Annotated in this window: 22 protein-coding genes; 11 read left to right on the plus strand and 11 right to left on the minus strand. The window is 55.9% G+C overall.

Annotated elements, in window-relative coordinates; all coding sequences use genetic code 11:
* Positions 1-4 precede the first annotated feature (4 nt).
* Entirely contained in the window at positions 5-892 is an 888-nt protein-coding gene (gene cyoE / locus PZBJ_RS10450) for a heme o synthase (protein ID WP_008103945.1), read from the plus strand.
* Positions 893-1022: 130 nt separating this feature from the next.
* Entirely contained in the window at positions 1023-2387 is a 1365-nt protein-coding gene (locus PZBJ_RS10455; protein WP_101762428.1) for an MFS transporter, read from the plus strand.
* A 33-nt stretch (positions 2388-2420) separates the two neighbouring features.
* Here the strand turns inward: PZBJ_RS10455 and adhP are convergent, their stop codons facing one another.
* Together adhP and exaC are read right to left on the minus strand one after the other, a co-directional pair.
* On the minus strand, positions 2421-3461 hold the full coding sequence (gene adhP, locus PZBJ_RS10460) for an alcohol dehydrogenase AdhP (protein WP_101762429.1): 1041 nt from the start codon (positions 3459-3461) through the stop codon (positions 2421-2423).
* 30 nt (positions 3462-3491) lie between these two features.
* The gene (gene exaC / locus PZBJ_RS10465) at positions 3492-5012 is read right to left on the minus strand and encodes an acetaldehyde dehydrogenase ExaC (RefSeq protein WP_101762430.1); all 1521 of its coding nucleotides are present in this window, start codon (positions 5010-5012) and stop codon (positions 3492-3494) included.
* A gap of 275 nt (positions 5013-5287) precedes the next feature.
* On the opposite strand from exaC, the gene PZBJ_RS10470 reads away from it, so the two are divergent.
* Positions 5288-7060 (plus strand): sigma-54-dependent Fis family transcriptional regulator, encoded by a 1773-nt coding sequence (locus tag PZBJ_RS10470; protein ID WP_101762431.1) that lies wholly within the window; start codon positions 5288-5290, stop codon positions 7058-7060.
* Here the strand turns inward: PZBJ_RS10470 and PZBJ_RS10475 are convergent.
* The gene (locus tag PZBJ_RS10475; RefSeq protein WP_101762432.1) at positions 7057-7548 is read right to left on the minus strand and encodes a YajQ family cyclic di-GMP-binding protein; all 492 of its coding nucleotides are present in this window, start codon (positions 7546-7548) and stop codon (positions 7057-7059) included. The genes PZBJ_RS10470 and PZBJ_RS10475 overlap by 4 nt on opposite strands.
* Before the next feature lie 125 nt (positions 7549-7673).
* Between PZBJ_RS10475 and panE the strand changes: the two genes are divergently transcribed.
* Both panE and yajL read left to right on the plus strand, forming a co-directional pair.
* A complete protein-coding gene (panE, locus tag PZBJ_RS10480) occupies positions 7674-8594 on the plus strand; it encodes a 2-dehydropantoate 2-reductase (protein ID WP_101762433.1) in 921 nt (306 codons plus the stop codon).
* Complete coding sequence (gene yajL, locus PZBJ_RS10485; protein ID WP_101762434.1) at positions 8548-9156, plus strand: protein deglycase YajL; 609 nt, start codon at positions 8548-8550, stop codon at positions 9154-9156. Before panE ends, yajL begins: the two co-directional genes overlap by 47 nt.
* A 114-nt stretch (positions 9157-9270) precedes the next feature.
* Here yajL and thiI read toward each other — a convergent pair whose 3' ends face one another.
* Positions 9271-10719, minus strand: coding sequence for a tRNA uracil 4-sulfurtransferase ThiI (gene thiI, locus PZBJ_RS10490; RefSeq protein ID WP_101762435.1), 1449 nt, complete (start codon positions 10717-10719; stop codon positions 9271-9273).
* Positions 10720-10956: 237 nt separating this feature from the next.
* Between thiI and xseB the strand changes: the two genes are divergently transcribed.
* The 4 genes from xseB to PZBJ_RS10510 all read left to right on the plus strand — a co-directional run bounded on the left by xseB (position 10957) and on the right by PZBJ_RS10510 (position 15049).
* Complete coding sequence (gene xseB / locus PZBJ_RS10495) at positions 10957-11199, plus strand: exodeoxyribonuclease VII small subunit (protein WP_101762436.1); 243 nt, start codon at positions 10957-10959, stop codon at positions 11197-11199.
* On the plus strand, positions 11199-12098 hold the full coding sequence (gene ispA, locus PZBJ_RS10500; RefSeq protein WP_101762437.1) for a (2E,6E)-farnesyl diphosphate synthase: 900 nt from the start codon (positions 11199-11201) through the stop codon (positions 12096-12098). The genes xseB and ispA overlap by 1 nt, the downstream gene beginning before the upstream one ends.
* A gap of 19 nt (positions 12099-12117) precedes the next feature.
* Complete coding sequence (gene dxs / locus PZBJ_RS10505; RefSeq protein ID WP_101762438.1) at positions 12118-13983, plus strand: 1-deoxy-D-xylulose-5-phosphate synthase; 1866 nt, start codon at positions 12118-12120, stop codon at positions 13981-13983.
* Between the two features lie 91 nt (positions 13984-14074).
* Complete coding sequence (locus PZBJ_RS10510; RefSeq protein WP_101762439.1) at positions 14075-15049, plus strand: aldo/keto reductase; 975 nt, start codon at positions 14075-14077, stop codon at positions 15047-15049.
* Between the two features lie 166 nt (positions 15050-15215).
* Here the strand turns inward: PZBJ_RS10510 and thiL are convergent, their stop codons facing one another.
* From thiL to nrdR, 5 genes are all read right to left on the minus strand, one after another.
* Positions 15216-16193: a thiamine-phosphate kinase gene (gene thiL / locus PZBJ_RS10515; RefSeq protein ID WP_101762440.1), complete on the minus strand. Its 978-nt coding sequence runs from the start codon at positions 16191-16193 to the stop codon at positions 15216-15218.
* A gap of 46 nt (positions 16194-16239) precedes the next feature.
* On the minus strand, positions 16240-16659 hold the full coding sequence (nusB, locus tag PZBJ_RS10520; protein ID WP_007887007.1) for a transcription antitermination factor NusB: 420 nt from the start codon (positions 16657-16659) through the stop codon (positions 16240-16242).
* 19 nt (positions 16660-16678) lie between these two features.
* Positions 16679-17149 carry a 6,7-dimethyl-8-ribityllumazine synthase gene (gene ribH / locus PZBJ_RS10525; RefSeq protein WP_007887008.1) on the minus strand — a complete coding sequence of 157 codons (471 nt, stop codon included), beginning with the start codon at positions 17147-17149 and terminating at the stop codon, positions 16679-16681.
* Positions 17150-17239: 90 nt separating this feature from the next.
* Positions 17240-18343: a bifunctional diaminohydroxyphosphoribosylaminopyrimidine deaminase/5-amino-6-(5-phosphoribosylamino)uracil reductase RibD gene (gene ribD, locus PZBJ_RS10530; protein WP_101762441.1), complete on the minus strand. Its 1104-nt coding sequence runs from the start codon at positions 18341-18343 to the stop codon at positions 17240-17242.
* Between the two features lie 3 nt (positions 18344-18346).
* Positions 18347-18796, minus strand: coding sequence for a transcriptional regulator NrdR (gene nrdR / locus PZBJ_RS10535; protein ID WP_008103978.1), 450 nt, complete (start codon positions 18794-18796; stop codon positions 18347-18349).
* A gap of 205 nt (positions 18797-19001) precedes the next feature.
* Here nrdR and lysM point away from each other — a divergent pair, with 205 nt between their 5' ends.
* A complete protein-coding gene (gene lysM / locus PZBJ_RS10540) occupies positions 19002-19442 on the plus strand; it encodes a peptidoglycan-binding protein LysM (RefSeq protein WP_101762442.1) in 441 nt (146 codons plus the stop codon).
* 14 nt (positions 19443-19456) lie between these two features.
* Positions 19457-20017 (plus strand): SadB/YajI family lipoprotein, encoded by a 561-nt coding sequence (locus PZBJ_RS10545; RefSeq protein ID WP_101762443.1) that lies wholly within the window; start codon positions 19457-19459, stop codon positions 20015-20017.
* A 58-nt stretch (positions 20018-20075) separates the two neighbouring features.
* On the opposite strand, the gene secF is transcribed toward PZBJ_RS10545, so the two are convergent.
* The gene (secF, locus tag PZBJ_RS10550; protein WP_101762444.1) at positions 20076-21044 is read right to left on the minus strand and encodes a protein translocase subunit SecF; all 969 of its coding nucleotides are present in this window, start codon (positions 21042-21044) and stop codon (positions 20076-20078) included.
* A 10-nt stretch (positions 21045-21054) separates the two neighbouring features.
* The gene (gene secD, locus PZBJ_RS10555) at positions 21055-22902 is read right to left on the minus strand and encodes a protein translocase subunit SecD (RefSeq protein ID WP_101762445.1); all 1848 of its coding nucleotides are present in this window, start codon (positions 22900-22902) and stop codon (positions 21055-21057) included.
* Positions 22903-22921 lie beyond the last annotated feature (19 nt).

Genomic DNA, 22921 nt, shown 5'->3' on the forward strand with positions numbered 1-22921 from the left:
CGTAATGATTAAGCAATACCTGCAAGTAACAAAACCAGGAATTATTTTCGGCAATTTAATTTCTGTGATCGGTGGATTCCTGCTGGCTTCGAAAGGCAGCATTGATTACACCCTGTTTCTCGCCTCGCTGGTTGGCGTATCGCTGGTTGTCGCATCAGGTTGTGTTTTCAACAACGTGATTGACCGCGATATCGACATCAAAATGGAGAGAACGCGGAACCGTGTTCTGGTCAAAGGCCTGATCTCGGCGAAAGTAAGCCTGGTTTATGCAACCGCATTGGGTATTGCTGGCTTTGCGTTGCTGTATTTTGGCGCTAACCCGCTGGCCATGTGGCTGGCGGTGATGGGCTTCGTGGTTTACGTAGGCGTTTATAGCCTCTATATGAAGCGTAACTCTGTCTACGGCACGCTAATTGGTAGTCTCTCTGGCGCTGCGCCGCCGGTGATTGGCTACTGCGCAGTGACCAACCAGTTTGATGCTGGCGCGTTGATTTTACTGGCTATCTTTAGCCTGTGGCAGATGCCGCACTCCTATGCGATTGCCATCTTCCGCTTTAAAGATTACCAGGCTGCCAACATCCCGGTTCTGCCAGTGGTGAAAGGCATTTCGGTGGCAAAAAATCATATTACGCTATATATCCTGGCGTTCATGATTGCCACGCTGATGCTGACCCTTGGCGGTTACGCGGGCTACAAATATCTGGTGGTGGCTGCGGCCGTTAGCGTGTGGTGGCTCGGCATGGCGCTTTCAGGTTACAAAACCTCAAACGATAAAGTTTGGGCGCGTAAACTGTTTGTGTTCTCGATTGTCGCTATCACCGCTCTGAGCGTGATGATGTCCGTTGATTTCATGACGCCAGCGTCGAAAGATTTACTGACTTACGTCTGGTAATTCAGCTCCGCAAAACCAGAAAGGGCGCGAATTTCGCGCCCTTTCTTTTTGTTACCACTGCTTAAGAACAAATGTTTTACCCGCCCTGCCCTGCTGCCTAAAATGGGCGCAGTATAATTTTGAGGTAAACATGAACGACAATAAAATGACGCCAGTAGAGCTTCGTGCTACATGGGGTTTAGGTACCGTTTTTTCCCTGCGCATGCTGGGAATGTTTATGGTCTTGCCGGTACTCACCACGTACGGCATGGCGTTACAGGGCGCCAGTGAAACACTGATTGGGTTCGCAATCGGTATCTATGGTTTGGCACAAGCCATCTTCCAGATTCCTTTTGGTCTGCTCTCCGATCGCGTCGGCCGAAAGCCGCTAATCGTTGGCGGGCTGCTGCTGTTCGTTTTCGGCAGCGTTATCGCCGCCACCTCCGACACCATTTGGGGCGTGATTTTAGGCCGCGCGTTACAAGGCTCCGGCGCGATTGCCGCCGCGGTAATGGCGTTGCTGTCAGATTTAACCCGTGAACAAAACCGCACCAAGGCGATGGCGTTTATCGGCATCAGCTTTGGCGTAACTTTTGCTATTGCGATGGTAGTTGGCCCGATTGTCACCCACGCACTCGGCTTGCACGCGCTGTTCTGGATGATCGCCATCCTCGCGACGCTGGGCATCGTCATCACCTTATTAGTGGTGCCGAACGCACCAAACCACGTATTGAACCGCGAATCCGGCATGGTGAAAGGCAGTATCCGCGCGGTGTTGACCAATCCAAAACTGTTAAAACTGAATATCGGCATTCTCTGCCTGCACATTCTGCTGATGTCGAGCTTCGTGGCGCTGCCGGGACAGTTTGAACAAGCCGGTTTATCGGCGGCCGAGCACTGGAAAGTCTATCTGGTGACGATGTTGGTGGCCTTTGTTGCCGTGGTGCCTTTCATTATCTATGCCGAAGTGAAGCGCCGCATGAAGCGCGTGTTTGTCGGCTGCGTGGCGATCATCATCATTGCAGAAATCGTATTGTGGGGCGCGGCAGGCCACTTCTGGACGCTGGTGATTGGCGTGCAGCTGTTCTTCCTCGCCTTCAACCTGATGGAAGCGATTCTGCCATCACTGATCAGCAAAGAGTCGCCGCCGGGCTACAAAGGCACCGCGATGGGCATCTACTCCACCAGCCAGTTCATTGGTGTGGCGATTGGCGGCAGCATGGGCGGTTGGATCTTCGGTCATGTTGATGCTCAAACCGTGTTCCTGGTCGGTGCGATTGTCGCGGCTGCCTGGCTGTTTGTGGCGATGTCGATGCAGGAACCGCCTTACGTCAGCAGCCTGCGCATTATGCTCAGCGATGCGGTGCTGGCGGTGCCGAATCTGGAGAAGCGTTTGAAAGCGCAGCCCGGCGTGGCGTCGGTGTTTATCGTGCCAGAAGAGAAAAGTGCTTACATCAAAATCGACAGTAAAGTGACGAGCCGCGTCGAACTCGAAGCGCTGCTCGCCAGCTGCTAAATGACCAGCCCGACCATTGCGTCGGGCTTTTTGTTACAGCGACATATCCACCACGATGCGCCCTTCAATCTTGCCAGCGTGCATCCGCGCGAAGATATCGTTGATGTTAGTCAGCGGTTCTACCGCTACGGTGGCTTTCACCTTGTGACGACCGGCGAAATCCAGCGCTTCCTGCAGATCTTTGCGCGTCCCGACGATGGAACCGCGCACCGTAATGCCGTCCAACACCATATCGAAAATCGACAGATCGAATTTGCCCGGCGGCAAACCGTTCAGCACCATGGTGCCGCCACGACGCAGCGTACCAATCGCCTGTTCGAACGCTTTTGGTGAAACCGCCGTGACCAGCACGCCATGCGCACCGCCAAAACTCTCCTGGAACACCTTGGCCGGATCGACATTTTTCGCATTCGCCACCACGCTGGCACCGAGACGTTTAGCGAACGCCAGTTTCTCATCATCAATATCCACCGCCGCCACGTTCAGACCCATGGCAACCGCGTACTGCACCGCCATATGCCCTAAACCGCCAATACCGGAAATCACCACCCAATCGCCGGGTTTGGAGTCGGTCATTTTCAGCCCTTTATACACGGTGACGCCGGCACAGAGGATCGGCGCGATTTCGTTGTAATCGACGTTATCTGGAATGATGCCGACATAGTTGGCATCGGCGAGGCAGTATTCCGCGAAGCTGCCATTCACTGAGTAACCGGCATTTTGCTGCGACAGACACAGCGTTTCCCAGCTATCGAGACAGTGTTCGCAGTGACCGCACGCCGAATAGAGCCATGGCACACCGACGCGATCGCCCATTTTCAGGTGCTTAACGCCCTCGCCGAGCGCCACAACCTGGCCCACACCTTCGTGGCCCGGAATAAACGGCGGATTGGGTTTAATCGGCCAGTCGCCTTCGGCCGCGTGAAGATCGGTATGGCACACGCCGGTAGCCGCAATTTTCACTAAAATCTGCCCCGGCCCGACCTGCGGCACCGGCACCTGCTCAATCACTAACGGTTCACCAAAAGCCTTCACAACAGCGGCTTTCATGGTGGTTTTGATTTGCATATTCATCTTTCACTCTCCATTTGAACGGATGCGGACTTAGAACAGGCCCAAAGGCGCGGTGCCATAGCTAACCAGCAGATTTTTGGTTTGTTGATAGGCGCTGAGCGCCATTTTGTGCGTCTCACGGCCTACACCCGACTGCTTGTAACCGCCGAATGCCGCGTGAGCGGGATAGATGTGATAACAGTTGGTCCAGACGCGCCCGGCTTTGATGCCGCGTCCCATGCGATAAGCCAGATTGGTATCGCGCGTCCACACGCCCGCACCAAGACCGAACTGGGTTTCGTTGGCGATGGCGAGCGCTTCTGCCTCATCCTTAAAGGTGGTAACACCAATCACCGGCCCAAAAATCTCCTCCTGGAAACAGCGCATCTGGTTGGTTCCTTTGATTAAGGTCGGCTGAATGTAGAATCCATCATTCAGCTCGGTGGCCATGCTGGCGCGATCGCCACCGGTGAGAATTCGCCCGCCTTCGTCGCGTGCGATGTTGATATACGACAGGATTTTATCGAATTGCTGGCGTGAAGCCTGTGCACCAATCATGGTGTCGCTATCGAGCGGATCGCCGCGACGGATGTTCGCCACCTTGGCCATCACGCGATCCATAAAGGGTTGATAGATCGATTCATGAATCAAGGCGCGCGATGGACAGGTACAGACTTCACCCTGATTGAAGAAACCGAGTACTAAACCTTCCACCGCCTTCTCAATAAACTCGTCCTCACCATCCATCACATCAGCGAAGTAGATATTCGGCGACTTGCCGCCCAGCTCGACGGTACAGGGAATGATGTTTTCAGCAGCGCAGGCCATAATGTGGCGCCCCACCGGCGTTGAACCGGTAAAGGCGATTTTGGCGATGCGTTTGCTGGTCGCCAGCGCTTCACCCGCTTCACGACCAAAGCCCTGCACCACATTCAACACGCCAGCCGGGAAGAGATCGCCAATCACCTCCATCAGCAGCGTAATGCCCAGCGGCGTCTGTTCCGCCGGTTTCAGCACGACACAGTTGCCCGCCGCCAGCGCTGGCGCCAGTTTCCACGCCGCCATTAACAGCGGGAAGTTCCACGGAATGATTTGCCCAACCACGCCGAGCGGTTCATGAAAGTGATATGCCACGGTGGTTTCATCGATCTCCGCGGTGCTGCCCTCTTGCGCACGCAGGCAACCGGCGAAGTAACGGAAGTGATCCACCGCCAGCGGAAGATCGGCGTTCAGGGTTTCGCGAATCGGTTTACCGTTATCCCAGCTCTCCGCTACCGCCAGTTTTTCGAGATTGGCCTCAATGCGATCCGCCACCTGCAACAGGATGTTGGCGCGATGCTGCACGCTGGTTTTTCCCCAGGCATCGGCCGCCTGATGCGCCGCATCCAACGCTAAATCGATATCGCGCGCATCCGAACGCGGGAACTGCGCGATATCGCTGCCATTCACTGGCGAGGTGTTAGTGAAGTATTGGCCGCTGAGCGGCTCGACGAATTTGCCCGCAATGTAGTTGCCGTAAATCGCCTGGAATGAAACCAAAGCGCCGGGCGTACCGGGATGTGCATAACGCATCGCAAACTCCTTTATGTAGGGTCAGATATTCTGAAGGCTCAGTCGCCTTCCAGAAAACGTGCTGTCAGAGGAGCTATTGCAGCGGGCGTGCCAGCTTTTTTCATCAGCCGATATTTCATTAAAAAACCAATATCATCATTAAGTTAAGAGCCGCCGCACAACATGACTTGGCTATGTTGTGCAGAAAAGTTCACCATCTGTGTTGCGTATCGCAACAGTACAGAAACCGACCCGCTACAATGTCGCAACACTTTCGCTTGGGCATGAGGTCATCAATGCAGGGACATCCATCCGCGTCTGCCGTTAACGCCAATCCGCTATTAAGCGACTCCTGGTTCCGTAGCCAGCTGTATGGTCTCGATCGCACCGCCGATGATTTTCCGCGTGTTCGCCAGGGTGAACTGGCCGATGTGCTTGCCAGCAATGCCGGGCTGCAGCAATTCGCGCAGCCGGTGATCAAACAGCTGGCGCAGAAGCTGGCCGAGAAGCAATCGGTGGTGATTTTGTCGGATGCCACCGGTTTGGTGCTCAATACCTTTGGCGATATGCCCTCGCTGGAAAAAGCCCAACGTTATGCGCTGGCGCCGGGTAATTTATGGAGTGAATGCGGGCGTGGCACCAATGCGATTGGCACCGCGCTGGCGATTGATGATGGCTGCGAGATTCAAGGTCATCAGCACTTCCTGACGCTCAATCAAGGTTTGTACTGTGCGGCGATGCCGCTGCAAATGCCCAACGGTCAGATTGCTGGCGTGCTGGATATTTCCGGCCCGGCGCACTTCCCGCATCCGCAGACCTTTAGCTGGGTGAAAGCGGCGGCGAAACAGATCGAATATCTATGGGTGAAGCAGAGCCTGCATCCGCAGCAATGGTTGATGAGCCTGCATCTGCAGCCGCAGGGCATCGATACCAGCGATGAACTGCTGCTGGTGTTCTCGGATAACGTCCTGACCGCCGCCAACAGGCTGGCGATGCGCGAGCTGGCGCTGAGCGTCGGGCAACTCGGCAGCGTGACCTTTCAACAACTGTTCCCGCAACAGCAGCAGCACGCCAACAGCATTCCCGCCCCGCTCGATTACGCCACGCAGCGCTACTATTTTCGCCTGCGGGCGCCGCAGCGCAGCCATTTTGCCACGCCGAGCGAACCCGCCAGCGAGCTGCCTTTCTCGCTGGGGCGCGATGGCGAGAAGATGGTGCGACTGCTCAATGCCGGCGTTTCACTGTGCATTCACGGCGAAACCGGCAGCGGCAAAGAGTATGTCAGCCGCGCACTGCATCAGCAAAGCCGCTGGCGCGAAGGCAAATTCGTTGCCATTAACTGCGCGGCCATCCCCGAAGCGCTGATTGAATCTGAGCTGTTTGGCTATCAACCCGGCGCGTTCACCGGCGCGAGCAAGAATGGTTACATCGGCAAAATCCGTGAAGCGGATGGCGGCGTGCTGTTCCTTGATGAAATTGGCGATATGCCGCTGGCACTACAAACCCGCTTGCTACGCGTGTTGCAGGAGAAAGAGGTGGCGCCGCTCGGATCCAGCCGCAGCTGGCCGGTGAATTTCGCGGTGATCAGCGCCACGCACCGCGATTTGGCACAGCGCGTGGCCGAAGGCGAATTCCGCGAAGATTTGCTCTATCGCCTGCAGGAATTCTCGATGACCATTCCGCCGCTGCGCGCCTGGCCGGATGTGGAAGGTTTTATCCGTCGATTATGGCTGGAGCTGGGCGGCGCGGATCGCGATATTCAGCTCTCACCTGCGCTGTTGACGGCTCTGGCGCAGCTGCCGTGGCCGGGTAACGTGCGGCAATTGCGCAGCTTGTTACGCGTGCTGTTGGCACTGGCGGATGAAGGTGAAGAAGTGACAGAGGTCCATTTACCGGCAGAGTATCGGCGTGCGACGGTGCAGCCACAGTCCGATCGGCAGAGTCATGATAGGCGGTTGATCAGCGAAACGCTGCAGCGCTTCAATGGTAATATCAGTAAAACGGCGGAAGCCTTAGGCGTCGCGCGCAGCACGCTTTATCGTCGTGCGGCGCGCGACAAACGCGATTAGTCGCGGAAGTTTTTGAACTGGAAAGGCTGTCCGAGGTTGCCACCGCGCACCAGCGCCATCGCACCTTGCAGGTCGTCGCGTGACTTACCGGTTACGCGCAGTTCTTCACCCTGAATCTGCGTCTGCACTTTCAGCTTGCTGTCTTTAATCAGCTTCACCAGCTTTTTCGCGATATCGCTTTCGATACCTTTCTTCAGCTTAGCTTCCACAGACCAGCTTTTACCGCTGTGCACGATCTCTTCTGGCACTTCAATCGCCGCGCCTTCAATGCCACGCTTCAGCAGCTTTTCGCGCAGAATATCCACCAGCTGCTTGACCTGGAAATCAGATTCGCTGCTGAGTTTGATGGTCTCGTTCTTTTCGTTGAGCTCAATGGTTGCACTCACGTTACGGAAATCGAAACGAGTTGAGATCTCGCGGTTCGCATTCTCCACGGCATTTCGCACTTCCGACAATTCGACTTCGGAAACGATATCGAAAGATGGCATCTTTTCTTCTCCTGATACTAAAGTGACATGCATAATACGCGTCTTGTGGCGCTAATAAAACACGATACGCGGAAAGCTATACTTACCCGTAACGTGAAAACAGGAACCCGCCCACGGGAGGCAAAATGAAAATTACCGTGTTGGGGTGTGGCGCCTTAGGTCAAATTTGGCTCGCCGCTCTCGCCCGTCAGGGACATGAGGTGCAGGGCTGGTTACGTGTACCGCAGCCCTATTGCTCAGCCAACGTAGTCGATCCGCAAGGCGAGGTGAGCAATCACACCTTTATTGCCAATGATCCGCTGTTCCTCACCGAAAGCCAGCTGTTACTGGTGACGCTCAAAGCGCCACAGGTTTCACCTGCGGTGAAAAATCTGCAAAGCGTGCTGCCGACGCACGCGCCAATTCTGCTGCTGCATAACGGCATGGGAACGTTGGAAGAGCTGAAAGATTTGCGTCAGCCGCTGTTGCGCGGCATCACCACGCACGCGGCAATGCGCGACGGCACGGTGATTAAGCATATTGCGCACGGCATCACCCATATCGGCCCTGCTAATCGTGAGAGCGCCGCACTGAGCGATATCGCTGATATTCTGCATCAGGCGCTGCCGGATGTGGCCTGGCATGACAATATCGCCGCCGCCAGTTGGCGCAAGCTGGCAATCAACTGCGTGATCAATCCGATGACCGTCGAGCACGATTGCCAAAACGGTGCGCTGCGCGCCTGGCCGGAACAGGTTGCGCTGCTGTGCGAAGAGATCGCCTGGGTGATGGAGCGCGAAGGCCAGCACATGGCGGTGGATAATCTGCGCGACATCATTTACGACGTGATCGATAGCACCGCCGCCAATACCTCATCAATGTTGCAGGATGTGCGCGCGCAGCGTCTGACCGAAATTGATTACATCACCGGCTACCTGTTGCGTCGCGCCCGCGCGCAGGGCATTTCACTGCCGGAAAACACCCGTTTGTACGATCTGATTAAACGTAAGGAGTCCCACTATGAGCGCGAACGCATCGGTTCTGGTTTGCCTGGCACATGGAAGTGAAGAGACCGAAGCGGTCACTACTATCGATTTGCTGGTACGCGGCGGTTTAAGCGTCACCACCGCCAGCGTGGAGAGCGATGGCACGCGTGAGATCGTCTGTTCGCGCGGCGTGCGGCTGCTGGCGGATGCGCCTTTGGTTGAGGTGGCAGATAACGACTACGATGCGATTGTGCTGCCCGGCGGTTTGAAAGGCGCGCAGACCTTCCGCGACAGCCCGTTACTGGTGGAAACCGTGCGCCAGTTCCATCTCTCCAGCAAGATTGTGGCGGCGATTTGCGCCGCGCCGGGCACGGTTTTGGTCGCGCACGATCTGTTTCCCGTCGGCAATATGACCGGTTTTCCCGGCCTGCGTGACACCATTCCCGACAGCAAATGGATGGAGCGCCGCGTGGTGTGGGATCCGCGCGTTAATCTGCTGACCAGCCAGGGACCGGGCACCGCAATGGATTTTGCGTTGAAGCTGATTGATTTGCTGGTGAATAAAGAGACCGCGCGTGAAGTGGCTTCACAGCTGGTGTTAGCAGCAGGGATTTATAATTATCAGGAGTTTGAAGAGCGGTAACGTTGTTACAACAAGCTGCACATGATTGTAGCGGCGCAATTAATTGCGCATTTCACTGCAACGCTGATGCCGCATGAAATACGCGTGATTCATCGCGCCGCTACGGTTTATCGCTTATGGACGATAAACCTTCACGTTTTTGAAGCCCTGCTCATGCAGATAGAGCGCCTGCAAGCGACTCATCACACCGCGATCGCAATACAGCAGCCAGGTTTTACTCTGGTCCAGGTCGCCAAACTGGGTGCTGAGTTTATAGAACGCCAGAGTCTTCACTTCAACGCCTTCAACGATCAGCGGATTCGCCTCCTGCTCATCGGCCGAACGGATATCCAGCACCACGTCGTTGCTGATGAAGGAGTCAACGGTTTCAACTTCCACCACTTCTTCTTCCGTCTGCTCGGCGATTTCACGGATATCGACGTTGCTGGCTTCCTGCACCACGCGATGAAGGATCTCGAAATCGAAGTTTTGCTCTTCCGCTTCGATCTTGCCCTTCACCGCTTTAACGGTTGGGCTTTTCGAAATCACGCCGCAATATTCTGGCATGGTGCGGGCAAAATCTTCGGTGCCGATCTTACGCGCCACATCAATGATATGCTCTTTGTCATGGGAGATCAGCGGACGCAGGATCAGCGTATCGGAGGCGTTATCGATCAAACGCAGGTTGGTCAGCGTCTGGCTGGAAACCTGGCCCAGCGCTTCGCCGGTCACCAGCGCCTGCACGCCGTAACGTTCTGCTACCATCGACGCCGCACGCACCATCATACGCTTCAGCACCACGCCCATTTGGCCGTCGTCCACTTTCTCCAGAATCTCACCGACTACCGGCTCGAAGTTGATCGCTACGAAACGTACGCGGTGTGAGCGACCAAAGCGCTGCCACAGGTAGTGTGCAACCTGGCGCACGCCAATCTCGTGTGCCGCACCGCCAAGGTTGAAGAAGCAGTAATGCACGCGGCAGCCGCGACGCATCAGCATGTAGCTCGACACGCCAGAATCAAAACCGCCGGAAATCAGTGACAGAACATCTTCCTGGGTACCAATCGGGAATCCGCCTAAGCCTTCATAGCGTGCGGTGATCAGCAACAGGCGATCGTCGTCGATCTCCAGATTCACCGTTTCATCCGGACGATTGAGCTGCACGCGCGCGCTGGCGATGTGTTGGTTAAGGCCGCCGCCAACGTAGCGTTCCACGTCCTGCGAGCTGAAGCTGTGCTTGCCGCGACGCTTGACGCGCACGCAGAAGCTTTTGCCTTCCAGACGCTCGCGGTTGAGCACCAGCGTCTGCTCGAAGATGTCGTGCATATCGGTGTAGGCGCGATCTTCCACCGCCAGCACATGGTGAATGCCCGGAATGCGCGTCAGTTCGGTGACAAGGGTCTCGCGCAGCGACTCATTCTTAGAACGCACTTCAATGTGGTCCCAATGGCGCACGACTTTAATCTCTTCATCCACGGTGCGCAGAATATTACGAATGCTACTGGAGAGAATTTTGATAAAGCGCAGACGTACCGACTGACTTTTGATGGTGATTTCTGGAAACAGCTTGACGATAAACTTCATGGCGACAGGGGTTCGTTTGGACAAATAAGTGCTAAAAGCATCGGCACTTAACTGTTAAAATCATATAATTGCGGGTTAATTCAGGAGCCCCCGCATCCGAGGCGCAAAAGTATATCACCTTTGCCGGGTGACTGCTTTAAGCAACCTTCATCACATTCATTATTTTGCTAATTAATCCTCGTCAGCTACCATGACCGATTGCAAGATGATCTCCTAACCTGTGAGTCGACACTGATTATGCCGAAAAAAGCCGAAGCGCCTGCCAGTTTTGAAAGCGCATTAGAGCAGCTGGAACAGATTGTCAGCCGCCTGGAAAGTGGCGAGCTGCCGTTAGAGCAGGCGCTGAACGAATTTGAACGCGGCGTACAATTGGCACGTACCGGTCAGCAAACCCTGCAGCAGGCAGAGCAGCGTGTGCAAATTCTGCTTAGCGATGAGAAAGATGCCGCCCTCGCCCCTTTTACCCCGGAAAATGAGTAATGGATTTCGCTAAACTGCTGAGCGCTTACCATCAACGCGTTAATCAGGCATTGACGCGCTTAATAGATCCACTTCCTTTTCAGAGTTCTCCTCTGGTGAATGCCATGGAGTATGGGGCATTATTAGGCGGTAAGCGTCTGCGTCCCTTTCTGGTGTACGCAACAGGCGAAATGCTAAAGGCCGATGCCGCCAGCCTCGATGTGCCGGCTGCGGCCGTGGAATGCATCCATGCTTATTCCCTGATTCATGACGATCTGCCGGCGATGGACGACGATGCGTTACGCCGCGGGCAGCCAACCTGCCATATTAAATATGGTGAAGACACGGCGATTCTCGCCGGCGATGCTCTGCAAACTTTGGCCTTTTCGATTCTGGCCGATCAGCCGATGCCCGGCGTCAGCGCCGACGCGCGTATTGCGATGATTTCCGAACTGGCGCAGGCCAGCGGCGTGGCAGGCATGTGCGGCGGTCAGGCACTGGATTTGGCGGCGGAAGGCAAAAGCATCGATCTGGCGCAGCTGGAACAGATTCACCGCCATAAAACCGGCGCGTTAATTCGCGCCGCGGTACGTCTTGGCGCATTAGCCGCCGGCGATCGTGGCCGCGCCGCGATGCCGCTACTGGATACCTACGCCAATGCCATCGGACTGGCGTTTCAGGTGCAGGATGACATCCTCGATGTGGTCGGCGATACCGCCGTGTTAGGAAAAACACAGGGCGCGGATCAGGCATTGGGTAAAAGCACCTATCCTTCATTGATGGGGCTGGAAAATGCCCGCAGTAAAGCCTGGGATCTTTATCAAGAGGCGCTCGGCGCGCTCGATATTCTGGCGGCACAGTCTTACAACACACTCGCCTTACAAGCGCTGGCAAGCTTCATAATTGAACGCGATAAATAACTTTCATAATGAGTCTCTGATGAGTTTTGATATTGCAAAATACCCGACACTGGCGTTAGCCAACACGGTTCAGGAATTACGTTTATTACCGAAAGAAAAACTTCCGGAGCTGTGTGACGAACTGCGTCAGTATCTGCTGGATAGCGTGAGCCGATCTTCCGGCCACTTTGCATCGGGTCTGGGCGTCGTCGAGCTAACAGTGGCGCTGCATTATGTTTATAACACCCCCTTTGATCATCTGGTGTGGGACGTGGGCCATCAGGCCTATCCGCACAAAATTCTGACCGGACGCCGCGATCGCATCGGCACCATCCGCCAGAAAAATGGCCTGCATCCGTTCCCGTGGCGCGGTGAGAGTGAGTACGACGTGCTGAGCGTAGGTCACTCCTCCACCTCGATCAGCGCCGGGCTCGGCATGGCGGTTGCCGCCGAACGTGAAGGCAAAGGCCGCCGCACCGCCTGTATTATTGGCGATGGCGCGATCACCGCCGGCATGGCGTTTGAAGCCATGAACCACGCCGGTGACATCAAGCCGGATATGCTGGTGATCCTCAACGACAATGAGATGTCGATCTCCGAGAACGTGGGCGCACTCAACAATCGTCTGGCACAGATTCTCTCCGGGAAAACCTATTCACGCCTGCGCGAAGGCGGCAAGCGTGTATTGGGCGGTTTGCCGCCGATCAAAGAGCTGGTGAAGCGCACAGAAGAGCACCTGAAAGGCATGGTGGTGCCGGGTACGCTGTTTGAAGAGCTGGGCTTTAACTACATCGGCCCGGTAGATGGTCACGACGTGCTGACGCTGGTGAGCACGCTGAAGAACATGCGCGATCTGAAAGGTCCGCAGTTCCTGCACATCATGACCAAAAAGGGCAAAGGTTATGCCCCGGCGGAAGAAGATCCGATTACCTGGCATGCGGTACCGAAGTTCGATCCCGCCAGCCTGGCGCTGCCGAAAAGCGTGCCGGGCTTACCAAGCTACTCGAAGATTTTCGGCAACTGGCTGAGCGAAATGGCGGCTGACGATCCGCGCCTGATGGCGGTCACGCCAGCGATGCGCGAAGGCTCGGGCATGGTGAGCTACTCACGCGACTATCCGCAGCAATATTTTGATGTGGCGATTGCCGAGCAGCACGCGGTAACGTTCGCGGCGGGTATGGCGATTGGTGGTTACAAACCGGTTGTGGCGATCTACTCGACCTTCCTGCAGCGCGCCTACGATCAGCTGATCCACGATGTCGCCATCCAGAAATTGCCGGTGCTGTTTGCTATCGATCGCGGCGGCATTGTCGGCGCGGATGGTCAAACTCATCAGGGCGCATTTGATATCGCGTTCTTACGCTGCGTGCCAGAGATGGTGATCATGACGCCAAGCGATGAAAACGAATGTCGTCTGATGCTTTACACCGGATATCACTATCAGGATGGCCCAAGTGCGGTGCGTTACCCGCGCGGTACCGGCACCGGCGCAACGCTGGAACCGCTGGCTAGCTTGCCGCTGGGCAAAGGTATCGTGAAGCGTCGCGGCGAAAAGCTGGCGATCCTTAACTTCGGTACTTTGCTGCCAGAAGCCGCTGCCGCTGCGGAAGCGCTGAATGCCACGCTGGTGGATATGCGTTTTGTGAAGCCACTCGATGAAGCACTGATTGCCGAGCTGGCGGCCAGCCACGATTCGCTGGTTACGCTGGAAGAAGGCGCCATCAAAGGCGGCGCCGGCAGCGGCGTCAATGAGTACGTGATGGCAAAACGCCTGCGCGTGCCGGTGCTCAACCTCGGCCTGCCGGATGAGTTCATCCCACAAGGCACGCAGGAAGAAGTACGTCAGGATTATCAGCTGGATGCCGCCGGTATTCAGCAGCAAATCACTGACTGGCTCGCCCAGTAATCTGCGCGACTCGCTCACCGCCCGGTGAGCGAGCCTGCTGCTATGCTTAGGGAACGATTTCCCTCAAGCATAAGAGCAGGAGCCCTAATAGATGAAAACCATTCCCCTAGGCCAAACCGACTTACAGGTTTCACGTCTCTGTTTAGGCTGCATGACTTACGGCGATCCCACGCGCGGCAATCACGCGTGGACGCTGCCCGAAGAGAGCAGCCGACCGTTGATCAAGCAGGCGCTGGAAGCTGGCATCAACTTCTTCGATACCGCTAACAGCTATTCCGATGGCAGCAGTGAAGAGATCGTGGGCCGGGCGCTGAAAGATTTTGCCCGCCGCGATCAGGTTGTGGTCGCCACCAAGGTCTATTTCCCGCTGAGTAATCTGTCACAAGGCTTGTCGCGTCAGAATATCCTGCAATCGATTGATGACAGCCTGACGCGCCTTGGTATGGAATATGTCGATCTGCTGCAGATTCACCGCTGGGATTACGCCACGCCGATTGAAGAGACGCTGGAAGCGCTGCATGAAGTGGTGAAATCCGGCAAGGCGCGTTACATCGGCGCATCATCAATGCACGCATCGCAGTTTGCTCAGGCGCTGGAACTGCAAAAGCAAAATAACTGGGCGCGCTTTGTCAGCATGCAGGATCAGTACAACCTGATTCAGCGTGAGGAAGAGAATGACATGCATCCGCTGTGTCAGCGCGAAGGGATCGCGGTGCTGCCGTGGAGCCCGCTGGCGCGCGGTAAACTCACGCGTCCATGGGGCGAAACCACCGCACGTTCGGTATCGGATAATGTGATGGAGAAGCTGTATACCGGCACCGAAGAGAACGATGCGGCAATTGCTGAGCGTCTGGCTAACGTAGCCGCCGACAAAGGCGTGACGCGCGCGCAGGTGGCGCTGGCGTGGCTATTACATAAACCGGCGGTCACCGCGCCGATCATTGGCGCTTCGCGCGAGCAACAGTTCGCCGAGCTGGTGAAAGCGGTGGATGTTGAATTAAGTGAGAATGAGATTGCCGAGCTGGAAACGGTATATCAACCGCATCCGGTGGTAGGGTTTGAGTAAGGTAGACCATTCCCCTCACCCCAGCCCTCTCCCGCAAGCGGGCGAGGGAGCAGAACGTGCAGTACCCACCTAATCGTTCCTTCTCTCACTTGTTGGAGCAGAACGAGCAGTCCCTACCTAATTGTCCCCTCTCCCACTTGTGGGAGAGGGTTAGGGTGAGGGCAATTTACTTCGCGCCGAAGTGATCAAACCCTTTCACATCTACACTGCGCGGCTTGCCGTTCTCCAGCAAACTCAGCCCTTCCGATTCGGGTGCAATCTGCCCAATACAGGTATAAGGCACACCAAAATGGCCGAGCGCCACGTCAATCGCGCCACGGTTCACTTCTGGCACGGTAAAGCACAGCTCGTAATCTTCGCCGCCGCTCAACGCCCATTTCAGCACCAGTTCAGGCTCGAAGTGATCGCGCAGGGCCGCTGAAAGCGGTAACGCGTCGAGATTGATGCGAGCGCCAACGCGGCTGGCGGTCAGCACATGGCCGAGATCGGAAATCAGGCCATCAGAGATATCGATCGCCGAGGTTGCCAGACCGCGCAGCGCCTGGCCTTGCAGCACGCGCGGCATTGGACGCAAATGGCGTTTGATCAACGCTTCGTGCACCGCCGGATCGTTCAGGCGATGGCGATGCTGCAGCAACGATAAACCGGCCGCGCTGTCACCCAAGGTGCCGGTGACAAAGATCCAGTCGCCTGGCTTCGCGCCCGAACGTTTCAGCGCCCTTCCCACTGGCACTAAACCGTGAATGCCGAGCGTCATGCTCAGCGGTCCGCGCGTGGTATCGCCACCAATCAGCTGCATATCGTAATAATCCAGCAGCTCAAACAGGCTGTCGCTAAAGGCCGCCACCCACGGTTCATCGATTTCAGGCAGCGTTAATGCCAGCGTCAGCCAGGCCGGATCGGCGCCCATGGCGGCTAAATCACTGAGATTAACGGCGACGGCTTTGTAGCCGAGATCGGCGGGATGGATATCACGTAAGAAGTGGACGCCTGCAACCAGCGTGTCGGTGCTGATGGCAAGTGTCTGTTTTTCTGGCACGTTAAGTAACGCGCAGTCGTCACCAATTCCTTTCTCCACATCGCGGCGGGAGCTGGTGACGCGGTTAAAGTAACGTGCAATCAGTTCGAATTCACCACAGGACATAAGTCAGGTCTCAATGAGAAAAAGGCCGGATAACCGGCCTTTAACGCTATTTTTTGTTTGGTCGAATTTGCGGGGCAGCTTTGTCGAGCACACCGTTGACGAATTTGTGGCTGTCTTCAGCACCAAACACTTTTGCCAACTCGATGCCTTCGTTGATGGCCACTTTATACGGCACATCAGAACGCTTGCTCAGCTCATACAGCGAAATACGCAGGATGGCTTTTTCTACCTGGCCCAGCTCTTCCAGCTGACGCGACAGGTAAGGCTTCATCAGACCGTCCAGGTACGCGCTGTTAGTCGCCACACCGGCCAGCAATTCGCGGAAATAGCTAATATCGACGTCTTTGACGTCTTGTTCCGCCAGAAACTGGTATTCCACATCGGCAATGTCGTTCTTAGACAGCTGCCAGGAGTAAAGCGCCTGGACAGCGCACTCACGGGCGCGACGACGAGCAGCAGGTTTCACAAAATTCCCCTTACAAAAATCAGGCTTTGATGGCTTTCAATACGTTGATCATTTCGAGTGCAGTCAGGGCCGCTTCGGCACCTTTATTACCTGCTTTCGTGCCGGCGCGTTCAATCGCCTGCTCGATATTTTCAGTGGTCAACACGCCGAAGGTCACCGGGATTTCACTGGTCATCGCGACGTGCGCAATGCCCGAGCTGGCTTCACCGGCCACATATTCGAAATGTGCGGTGCCGCCACGGATGACAGTGCCCAACGCAACAATGGCGTCGTGCTTACCGGCTTTCGCCAGTGCGCGTGCTGCCAGCGGCAGTTCGTATGCACCTGGAACCCAGACAACGGTGATGTTATCTGCTTTCACCTGGCCGATGCGCTTAAGTGCGTCAATCGCGCCGTCCAGCAGGCTGTCATTAATGAAGTTGTTAAAACGCGCAATTACGATGGCAATGTTTGCATCAGGCGTGGCAACAGGAGCTTCGATAACTTTCATACATATCCTTTGGGTTGTTTTATGGCCCCGCAGAAGGGGGCGGATTCTATCATACTCTTTGGCGACGCGCTCAGGCTTTTCCGCGCGCTTTCAGCGCGGCGTCAGCGTCAGGCGCAGGTCCTCGCCAACCAGGCGCACATCGCTAAAATTCAGGGCCGGCGCATCGGCCAGCTGTTCCAGTCCGGGCAGCGTGCACAGGCCGCGTGCGGCATTCCCTAACAGCTTTGGCGCCATGTAAACAATCAGCTCATCCACCAAGCCCGCTTGCAGCAAAGCACCCGCTAATCCGGCACCCGCTTCCACCCACACGCTGTTGATCTGGCGCTGGCCGAGCAACATCATCATCGCGACCAAATCAAGCTGTTCACCACGCTGCGGCACCACAATCTGGGTCACGCTGGCGGGCCACTCGTGTTGATCGGGCTCGCAGCGCATCAGCCAGGTTTCGCCTGGCTGGTCAATCAGTCGGTGTTGCGGCGTGACGCGCTGTTGGCTGTCAATCACCACGCGCACCGGCTGACGCAGCTGGCTTTCATCAAGCTGCGCACGCACCTCTTCATTCAATTCCCTCCAGCGTACCGTGAGCGACGGATTGTCAGCCAACACCGTGGCGCTGGTGCTAAGAATAGCTGAACTCTGGGCGCGTAAACGTTGCACATCGCGCCTTGCGGCCGCAGAGGTGATCCACTGACTTTCGCCACTCGCCATGGCGGTGCGGCCATCAAGGGATGCGCCGAGTTTCAGCTGGATCCACGGGAATCCGGTCCGCATACGTTTGAGAAAACCCCGGTTCAGCGCTTCCGCTTCGTTCATCATCAGGCCATGACTGACGTCGATGCCCGCCTGCTGTAAACGGTAGAGTCCACGTCCTGCCACCTGCGGATTGGGATCCTGCATCGCGGCGACCACGCGCGTCACGCCTGCGGCAATCAGCGCATCGCAGCACGGCGGCGTGCGTCCATGGTGGCTACAAGGTTCCAGCGTGACATACGCGGTTGCGCCAGCAGCTCGTTCGCCCGCCATACGCAGCGCATGCACTTCGGCATGCGGTTCGCCGGCGCGCTGATGCCAGCCTTCGCCGACAATCTCGCCCTCGCGCACAATCACGCAGCCAACGTTGGGGTTAGGTGTGGTGGTAAAGCGTCCGCGCCGCGCCAGTTCCAGCGCGCGCGCCATATAGCGTTCGTCAGTCATGGATTAGTCCTGTAGACGGGCGATCTCTTCACCAAAATCGCGAATATCTTCGAAGCTGCGATAGACCGAGGCAAAGCGAATGTAGGCCACTTTATCGAGCTTTTTCAGCTCATCCATCACCAGATTGCCGATCAGTGCGCTTGGCACTTCGCGTTCACCGGTGGCACGCAGCTGAGTTTTAATATGATTGACCGCGCTTTCAACCGCATCGGCGCTGACGGGGCGTTTTTCCAGCGCCTTAATCATGCCGCTGCTGAGCTTGTCTTCATTGAAGGGTTCACGCACATCGTTGCTTTTTACCACGCGCGGCATCACCAACTCTGCCACTTCAAAGGTGGTAAAACGCTCATGACACACCAGACACTGACGACGGCGACGCACCGACGATCCTTCACTAACCAGACGAGAATCAATCACTTTGGTGTCCACAGCGGAGCAGAATGGGCAATGCATGAGGCTTCCTGATGCGAGATAAATAGGCCACACAGTGTAGCGCGATCGCGCCACAAAATGTATGTGTGTGGCACATAATGTGTGAATCCCCGTTTGTGACGTTAAGCCAAATGCAAGACATCACCTACATGACCTCAGGCAAAAAACCACTACGCTTAAAGAGCCGCCAGCAAGGCGGCCAACATCATAAAAATCTGGAGGATGTATGGGTCTGTTTGATTTCGTGAAAGATGCTGGAGAAAAACTGTGGGATGCCGTCAGTGGCGGCGGCGACGATGCCAGCAAGAAATTGCAGGATCACATCAACAAACTCGGTTTGCCCGACAGCGATAAGGTCAAGGTGGATGTCAAAGGCGATACCGTTACTGTGACTGGTGATGGCATCTCTCAGGAGTTGAAAGAGAAGATTCTGGTGGCCGCCGGCAACGTCGCGGGCATCACAAAGGTGGATGACAAGGTCACCGCCAGCGATGCCGCTACGCCCGCGAAATTCTATACCGTGAAAAAAGGCGATACCTTGAGTGCGGTATCGAAAGAGGTCTACGGAAATCCTAATGAATACAACAAGATTTTCGAAGCGAACAAGCCAATGCTGACGCATCCTGATAAGATCTACCCTGGCCAGGTTTTACGAATTCCCGAATAAAGAAAGGACATTGCATGACGATCAGGACGTTTTGGGCTCCGGCAGCACTCTCTTTGCTGGTTCTCAGTGGTTGCAGTTCAACGCCGGTTTCACCGCAGGTCAAAGAGTTGCATCAGGAGGTGAGTCAGCTTAATCAGCAGATGCGCAAGCTGACCAATCAGGCAACGGCGCTGGAGATTCAGGGACAGCTGAACAGCCAATCCACCCAGGGCGCGTGGCTGTTACCGCAAGCCAATACGCCGGTGGAGTTACAGACGCAGCTAGGTAAATTGCGTTTGTCACTCTCGCAGGTGGCGGGTGAAGCCAGCGGCAGTCGCGCCAATCTGAATATCCGCTCAACCGATGATCAGCCGATTCCGGCACTGCGCGCGACCGTGGTATGGGGCGAAATGGATCCGGCCAGCGGCAAACCGCTTAACGCGGGCAGCCTGAGCCAGACCATCGAGGTTCCTGCACAGTTAATGCCGCGCAGTTCCGTTAGCGTACCGCTGCGACTCAGCGGGTTAACTCCGGAGCAACTCGGCTACGTGCGCGTGCACGATGTTGAGCCTCCAGCGACGAAAACCACGCCCTGATCGACAGGCATAAAAAAACGGGCTGCCAATGGCAGCCCGTTTACTTTCTGACTCCGCGTTACGGCAGAATCGAAGGCTGATCTGCGCCCTCTTTTTCCACTTTCTGTACCAGCATATGTTCACGCTTCATGCCGAGTTTCAGCGCCAGCGCTGAAGAGACATAAATCGATGAAATGGTACCAATGGTGACACCGATCAGCATGGTCAGTGAGAAACCTTTCAGCAACGCACCACCAAACACGAACAGGATCATGATCATCGCCAGCGTGGTGATGGAGGTGATCAAGGTACGGCTCAGCGTCTGGGTCAGCGACACGTTAGTGATGTCGTAAGAAGAACCGCGGCGGATCTTGCGGAAGTTCTCACGAATACGGTCGGATACCACGATCTTATCGTTAAGCGAGTAGCCAATTACCGACATCAATGAGGCGACAATCGTCAGGTCGATTTCGACGTGCGCCAGCGACAAAATGCCACAGGTGATGATCACATCGTGCGCCAGCGCCAGTACGGTGCCGAGCGCTAAACGCCACTCAAAGCGGAAGCCGATGTAGATCAAAATCGCAATCAGCGCTGACAGAAGCGCCATCGCACCGGCCTGCGCCAGATCGCTACCCACGCTTGGGCCAACGAACTCGATGCGTTTCACGGTAGCGTTCTGCTGCGTGGTCTGGCTAATGGAAGCCAGCACTTTATTGCCCAGTTCGGTGCCGGCATTGCCGGTGGCCGGAGGCATACGCACCATCACATCACGGCTGCTACCAAAGTTCTGCACCAGCGGCTCTTCAAAGCCCGCTTTCACCAAACCTTCACGCAGCGCGTCGAGATCCGCCGGTTTTTCCAGGTTAATCTCAATCACCGTTCCGCCGGTAAAGTCGAGGCCCCAGTTGAAGCCTCGCACACCGACAATGACGATAGATGCCACAATCAGCAGACCGGAGATGATGAAAGCCAGCTTATCCCAGCGCATAAAGTCGACGACTTTACGCCCGTGGTTTAGCTGCTCAATACTATATTCCTGTGCCACAACGCACTCCTCAGATAGACAGCTTGTTGATGCGTTTGCCGCCGTACACCAGGTTAACGATGGCACGGGTGCCGACGATAGCGGTAAACATTGAGGTTGCGATACCGATAGCCGTAGTAATCGCAAAGCCTTTGATTGAACCGGTACCGACCGCATAAAGAATGATCACTTTGATAAGCGTAGTGACGTTGGCATCGACGATACTGGAGAAGGCGCCTTTATAGCCTTCATGAATCGCCTGCTGTACCGAGCGTCCGTTACGCAACTCTTCTTTAATACGTTCGTTAATCAACACGTTAGCATCGACCGCAACCGCCAGCGTCAGCACGATACCGGCAATACCCGGCATGGTGAGCGTCGCGCCTGGCAGCAGTGACATGATGCCGACAATCAGCACCAGGTTACACAGCAGCGCGCTGGTAGCGATGAGACCAAACTTCTTGTAGAACACCACCATGAACAGGATTGACGCAATCAAACCCCACAGGCAGGCTTCGAGGCCTTGTGTGATGTTCTGCTGCCCCATGGTTGGGCCGATAGTACGCTCTTCTACAATCTGGATTGGCGCAATCAACGCACCCGCGCGCAGCAGCAGCGACAGCTGACGTGCTTCGTTTGCATTATTGATACCGGTGATACGGAAGCTGTTACCGAGGCGCGACTGGATGTTCGCCACGTTAATCACCTCTTCCTGTTTCACCAGAATCGACCGGCCGTTGGCATCTTTCTTACCGCTGTCTTTGTACTCCACAAACAGGGTCGCCATCGGCTTACCGATGTTGTCCTTGGTGAAGTTGGACATCATGTTGCCGCCCGCGCCATCCAGTGAAATGTTCACCTGCGGCTGGTTATACTCATCCATGCTCGACGTGGAATCGGTGATGTGATCACCGGTCAGAATCACACGCTTGTACAGCACCACTGGCTGCCCGTCGCGGGTTTTCTTCACTTCCGAATCGCCTGGCACACGGCCGCTGGCCGCTGCGGTTGGATCCACGCTGGTGTTCACCAGACGGAATTCCAGCGTGGCAGTTGCGCCCAGAATCTCTTTCGCGCGCGCGGTGTCTTGAATACCCGGCAGTTCCACCACGATGCGGTCAGAACCCTGACGCTGCACCAGCGGTTCGGCAACGCCGAGCTGGTTCACACGGTTACGCAGAATGGTGATGTTTTGCTGCACCGCATATTCACGCGCTTCGCTCAGACGCGCATCACTCATCACCGCACGCAGCGCATCGCTGCCCTGGCTTGAGATCACCAGATCACGGTGGCGAGTAGACAAGTAGCTGATTGCCGCATCACGGCTGGCGCCGTCACGGAAACGCACTTCTACGCCATAGTTCGCGATTTTATTAACGGTGGTATACGGAATGCTTTTGTCGCGCAGATCGCTGCGCAGGCTGTCGGCGTTCTGCTCTTGCAGTTTGCCCAGAGCCGTATCCATATCCACTTCCATCAGGAAGTGAACGCCGCCGCGCAGATCAAGACCGAGTTTCATCGGTTCCGCGGACAGCATGCTCAGCCAGCGAGGCGTTGCCGGCGCAAGGTTAAGGGCCACAATGTAGTCTTCGCCCAGCGCGCTGGTGAGTGCATCACGCGCGCGCAGCTGTCCATCCTGCGTTGCAAAGCGGGCCAGAATGGCACCATTTTCCAGAGCGAGGGATTTGCTCTCGATATTATCTTGTTTTAATACGGTCTGGATCTGATCCAACGTTTGCTCACTGGCGGCGCCACCGCGCGCACCAGTGATCTGAACGGCCGGATCCTCACCATAAAGGTTAGGAAGCGCATAGAGCAGGCCGACGAGAATCACGACGACCAGCATGATGTACTTCCACAAAGGATAACGGTTTAACACGGCAGTTCCCTTCGGGAAG

The sequence above is a fragment of the Pantoea endophytica genome (genome assembly GCF_002858935.1).
GTDB classification, from domain to species: Bacteria; Pseudomonadota; Gammaproteobacteria; order Enterobacterales; family Enterobacteriaceae; genus Pantoea; species Pantoea leporis.

Coding starts and splice junctions, on each gene's coding strand:
- thiI (WP_101762435.1), bottom strand. CDS start 10,719: ATGAAGTTTATCGTCAAGCTGTTTCCAGAAATCACCATCAAAAGTCAG.
- thiL (WP_101762440.1), bottom strand. CDS start 16,193: ATGTCCTGTGGTGAATTCGAACTGATTGCACGTTACTTTAACCGCGTC.
- PZBJ_RS10510 (WP_101762439.1), top strand. CDS start 14,075: ATGAAAACCATTCCCCTAGGCCAAACCGACTTACAGGTTTCACGTCTC.
- nrdR (WP_008103978.1), bottom strand. CDS start 18,796: ATGCATTGCCCATTCTGCTCCGCTGTGGACACCAAAGTGATTGATTCT.
- panE (WP_101762433.1), top strand. CDS start 7,674: ATGAAAATTACCGTGTTGGGGTGTGGCGCCTTAGGTCAAATTTGGCTC.
- PZBJ_RS10455 (WP_101762428.1), top strand. CDS start 1,023: ATGAACGACAATAAAATGACGCCAGTAGAGCTTCGTGCTACATGGGGT.
- adhP (WP_101762429.1), bottom strand. CDS start 3,461: ATGAATATGCAAATCAAAACCACCATGAAAGCCGCTGTTGTGAAGGCT.
- dxs (WP_101762438.1), top strand. CDS start 12,118: ATGAGTTTTGATATTGCAAAATACCCGACACTGGCGTTAGCCAACACG.
- ribD (WP_101762441.1), bottom strand. CDS start 18,343: ATGACTGACGAACGCTATATGGCGCGCGCGCTGGAACTGGCGCGGCGC.
- ribH (WP_007887008.1), bottom strand. CDS start 17,149: ATGAAAGTTATCGAAGCTCCTGTTGCCACGCCTGATGCAAACATTGCC.
- cyoE (WP_008103945.1), top strand. CDS start 5: ATGATTAAGCAATACCTGCAAGTAACAAAACCAGGAATTATTTTCGGC.
- lysM (WP_101762442.1), top strand. CDS start 19,002: ATGGGTCTGTTTGATTTCGTGAAAGATGCTGGAGAAAAACTGTGGGAT.
- xseB (WP_101762436.1), top strand. CDS start 10,957: ATGCCGAAAAAAGCCGAAGCGCCTGCCAGTTTTGAAAGCGCATTAGAG.
- exaC (WP_101762430.1), bottom strand. CDS start 5,012: ATGCGTTATGCACATCCCGGTACGCCCGGCGCTTTGGTTTCATTCCAG.
- ispA (WP_101762437.1), top strand. CDS start 11,199: ATGGATTTCGCTAAACTGCTGAGCGCTTACCATCAACGCGTTAATCAG.
- PZBJ_RS10470 (WP_101762431.1), top strand. CDS start 5,288: ATGCAGGGACATCCATCCGCGTCTGCCGTTAACGCCAATCCGCTATTA.
- yajL (WP_101762434.1), top strand. CDS start 8,548: ATGAGCGCGAACGCATCGGTTCTGGTTTGCCTGGCACATGGAAGTGAA.
- PZBJ_RS10545 (WP_101762443.1), top strand. CDS start 19,457: ATGACGATCAGGACGTTTTGGGCTCCGGCAGCACTCTCTTTGCTGGTT.
- PZBJ_RS10475 (WP_101762432.1), bottom strand. CDS start 7,548: ATGCCATCTTTCGATATCGTTTCCGAAGTCGAATTGTCGGAAGTGCGA.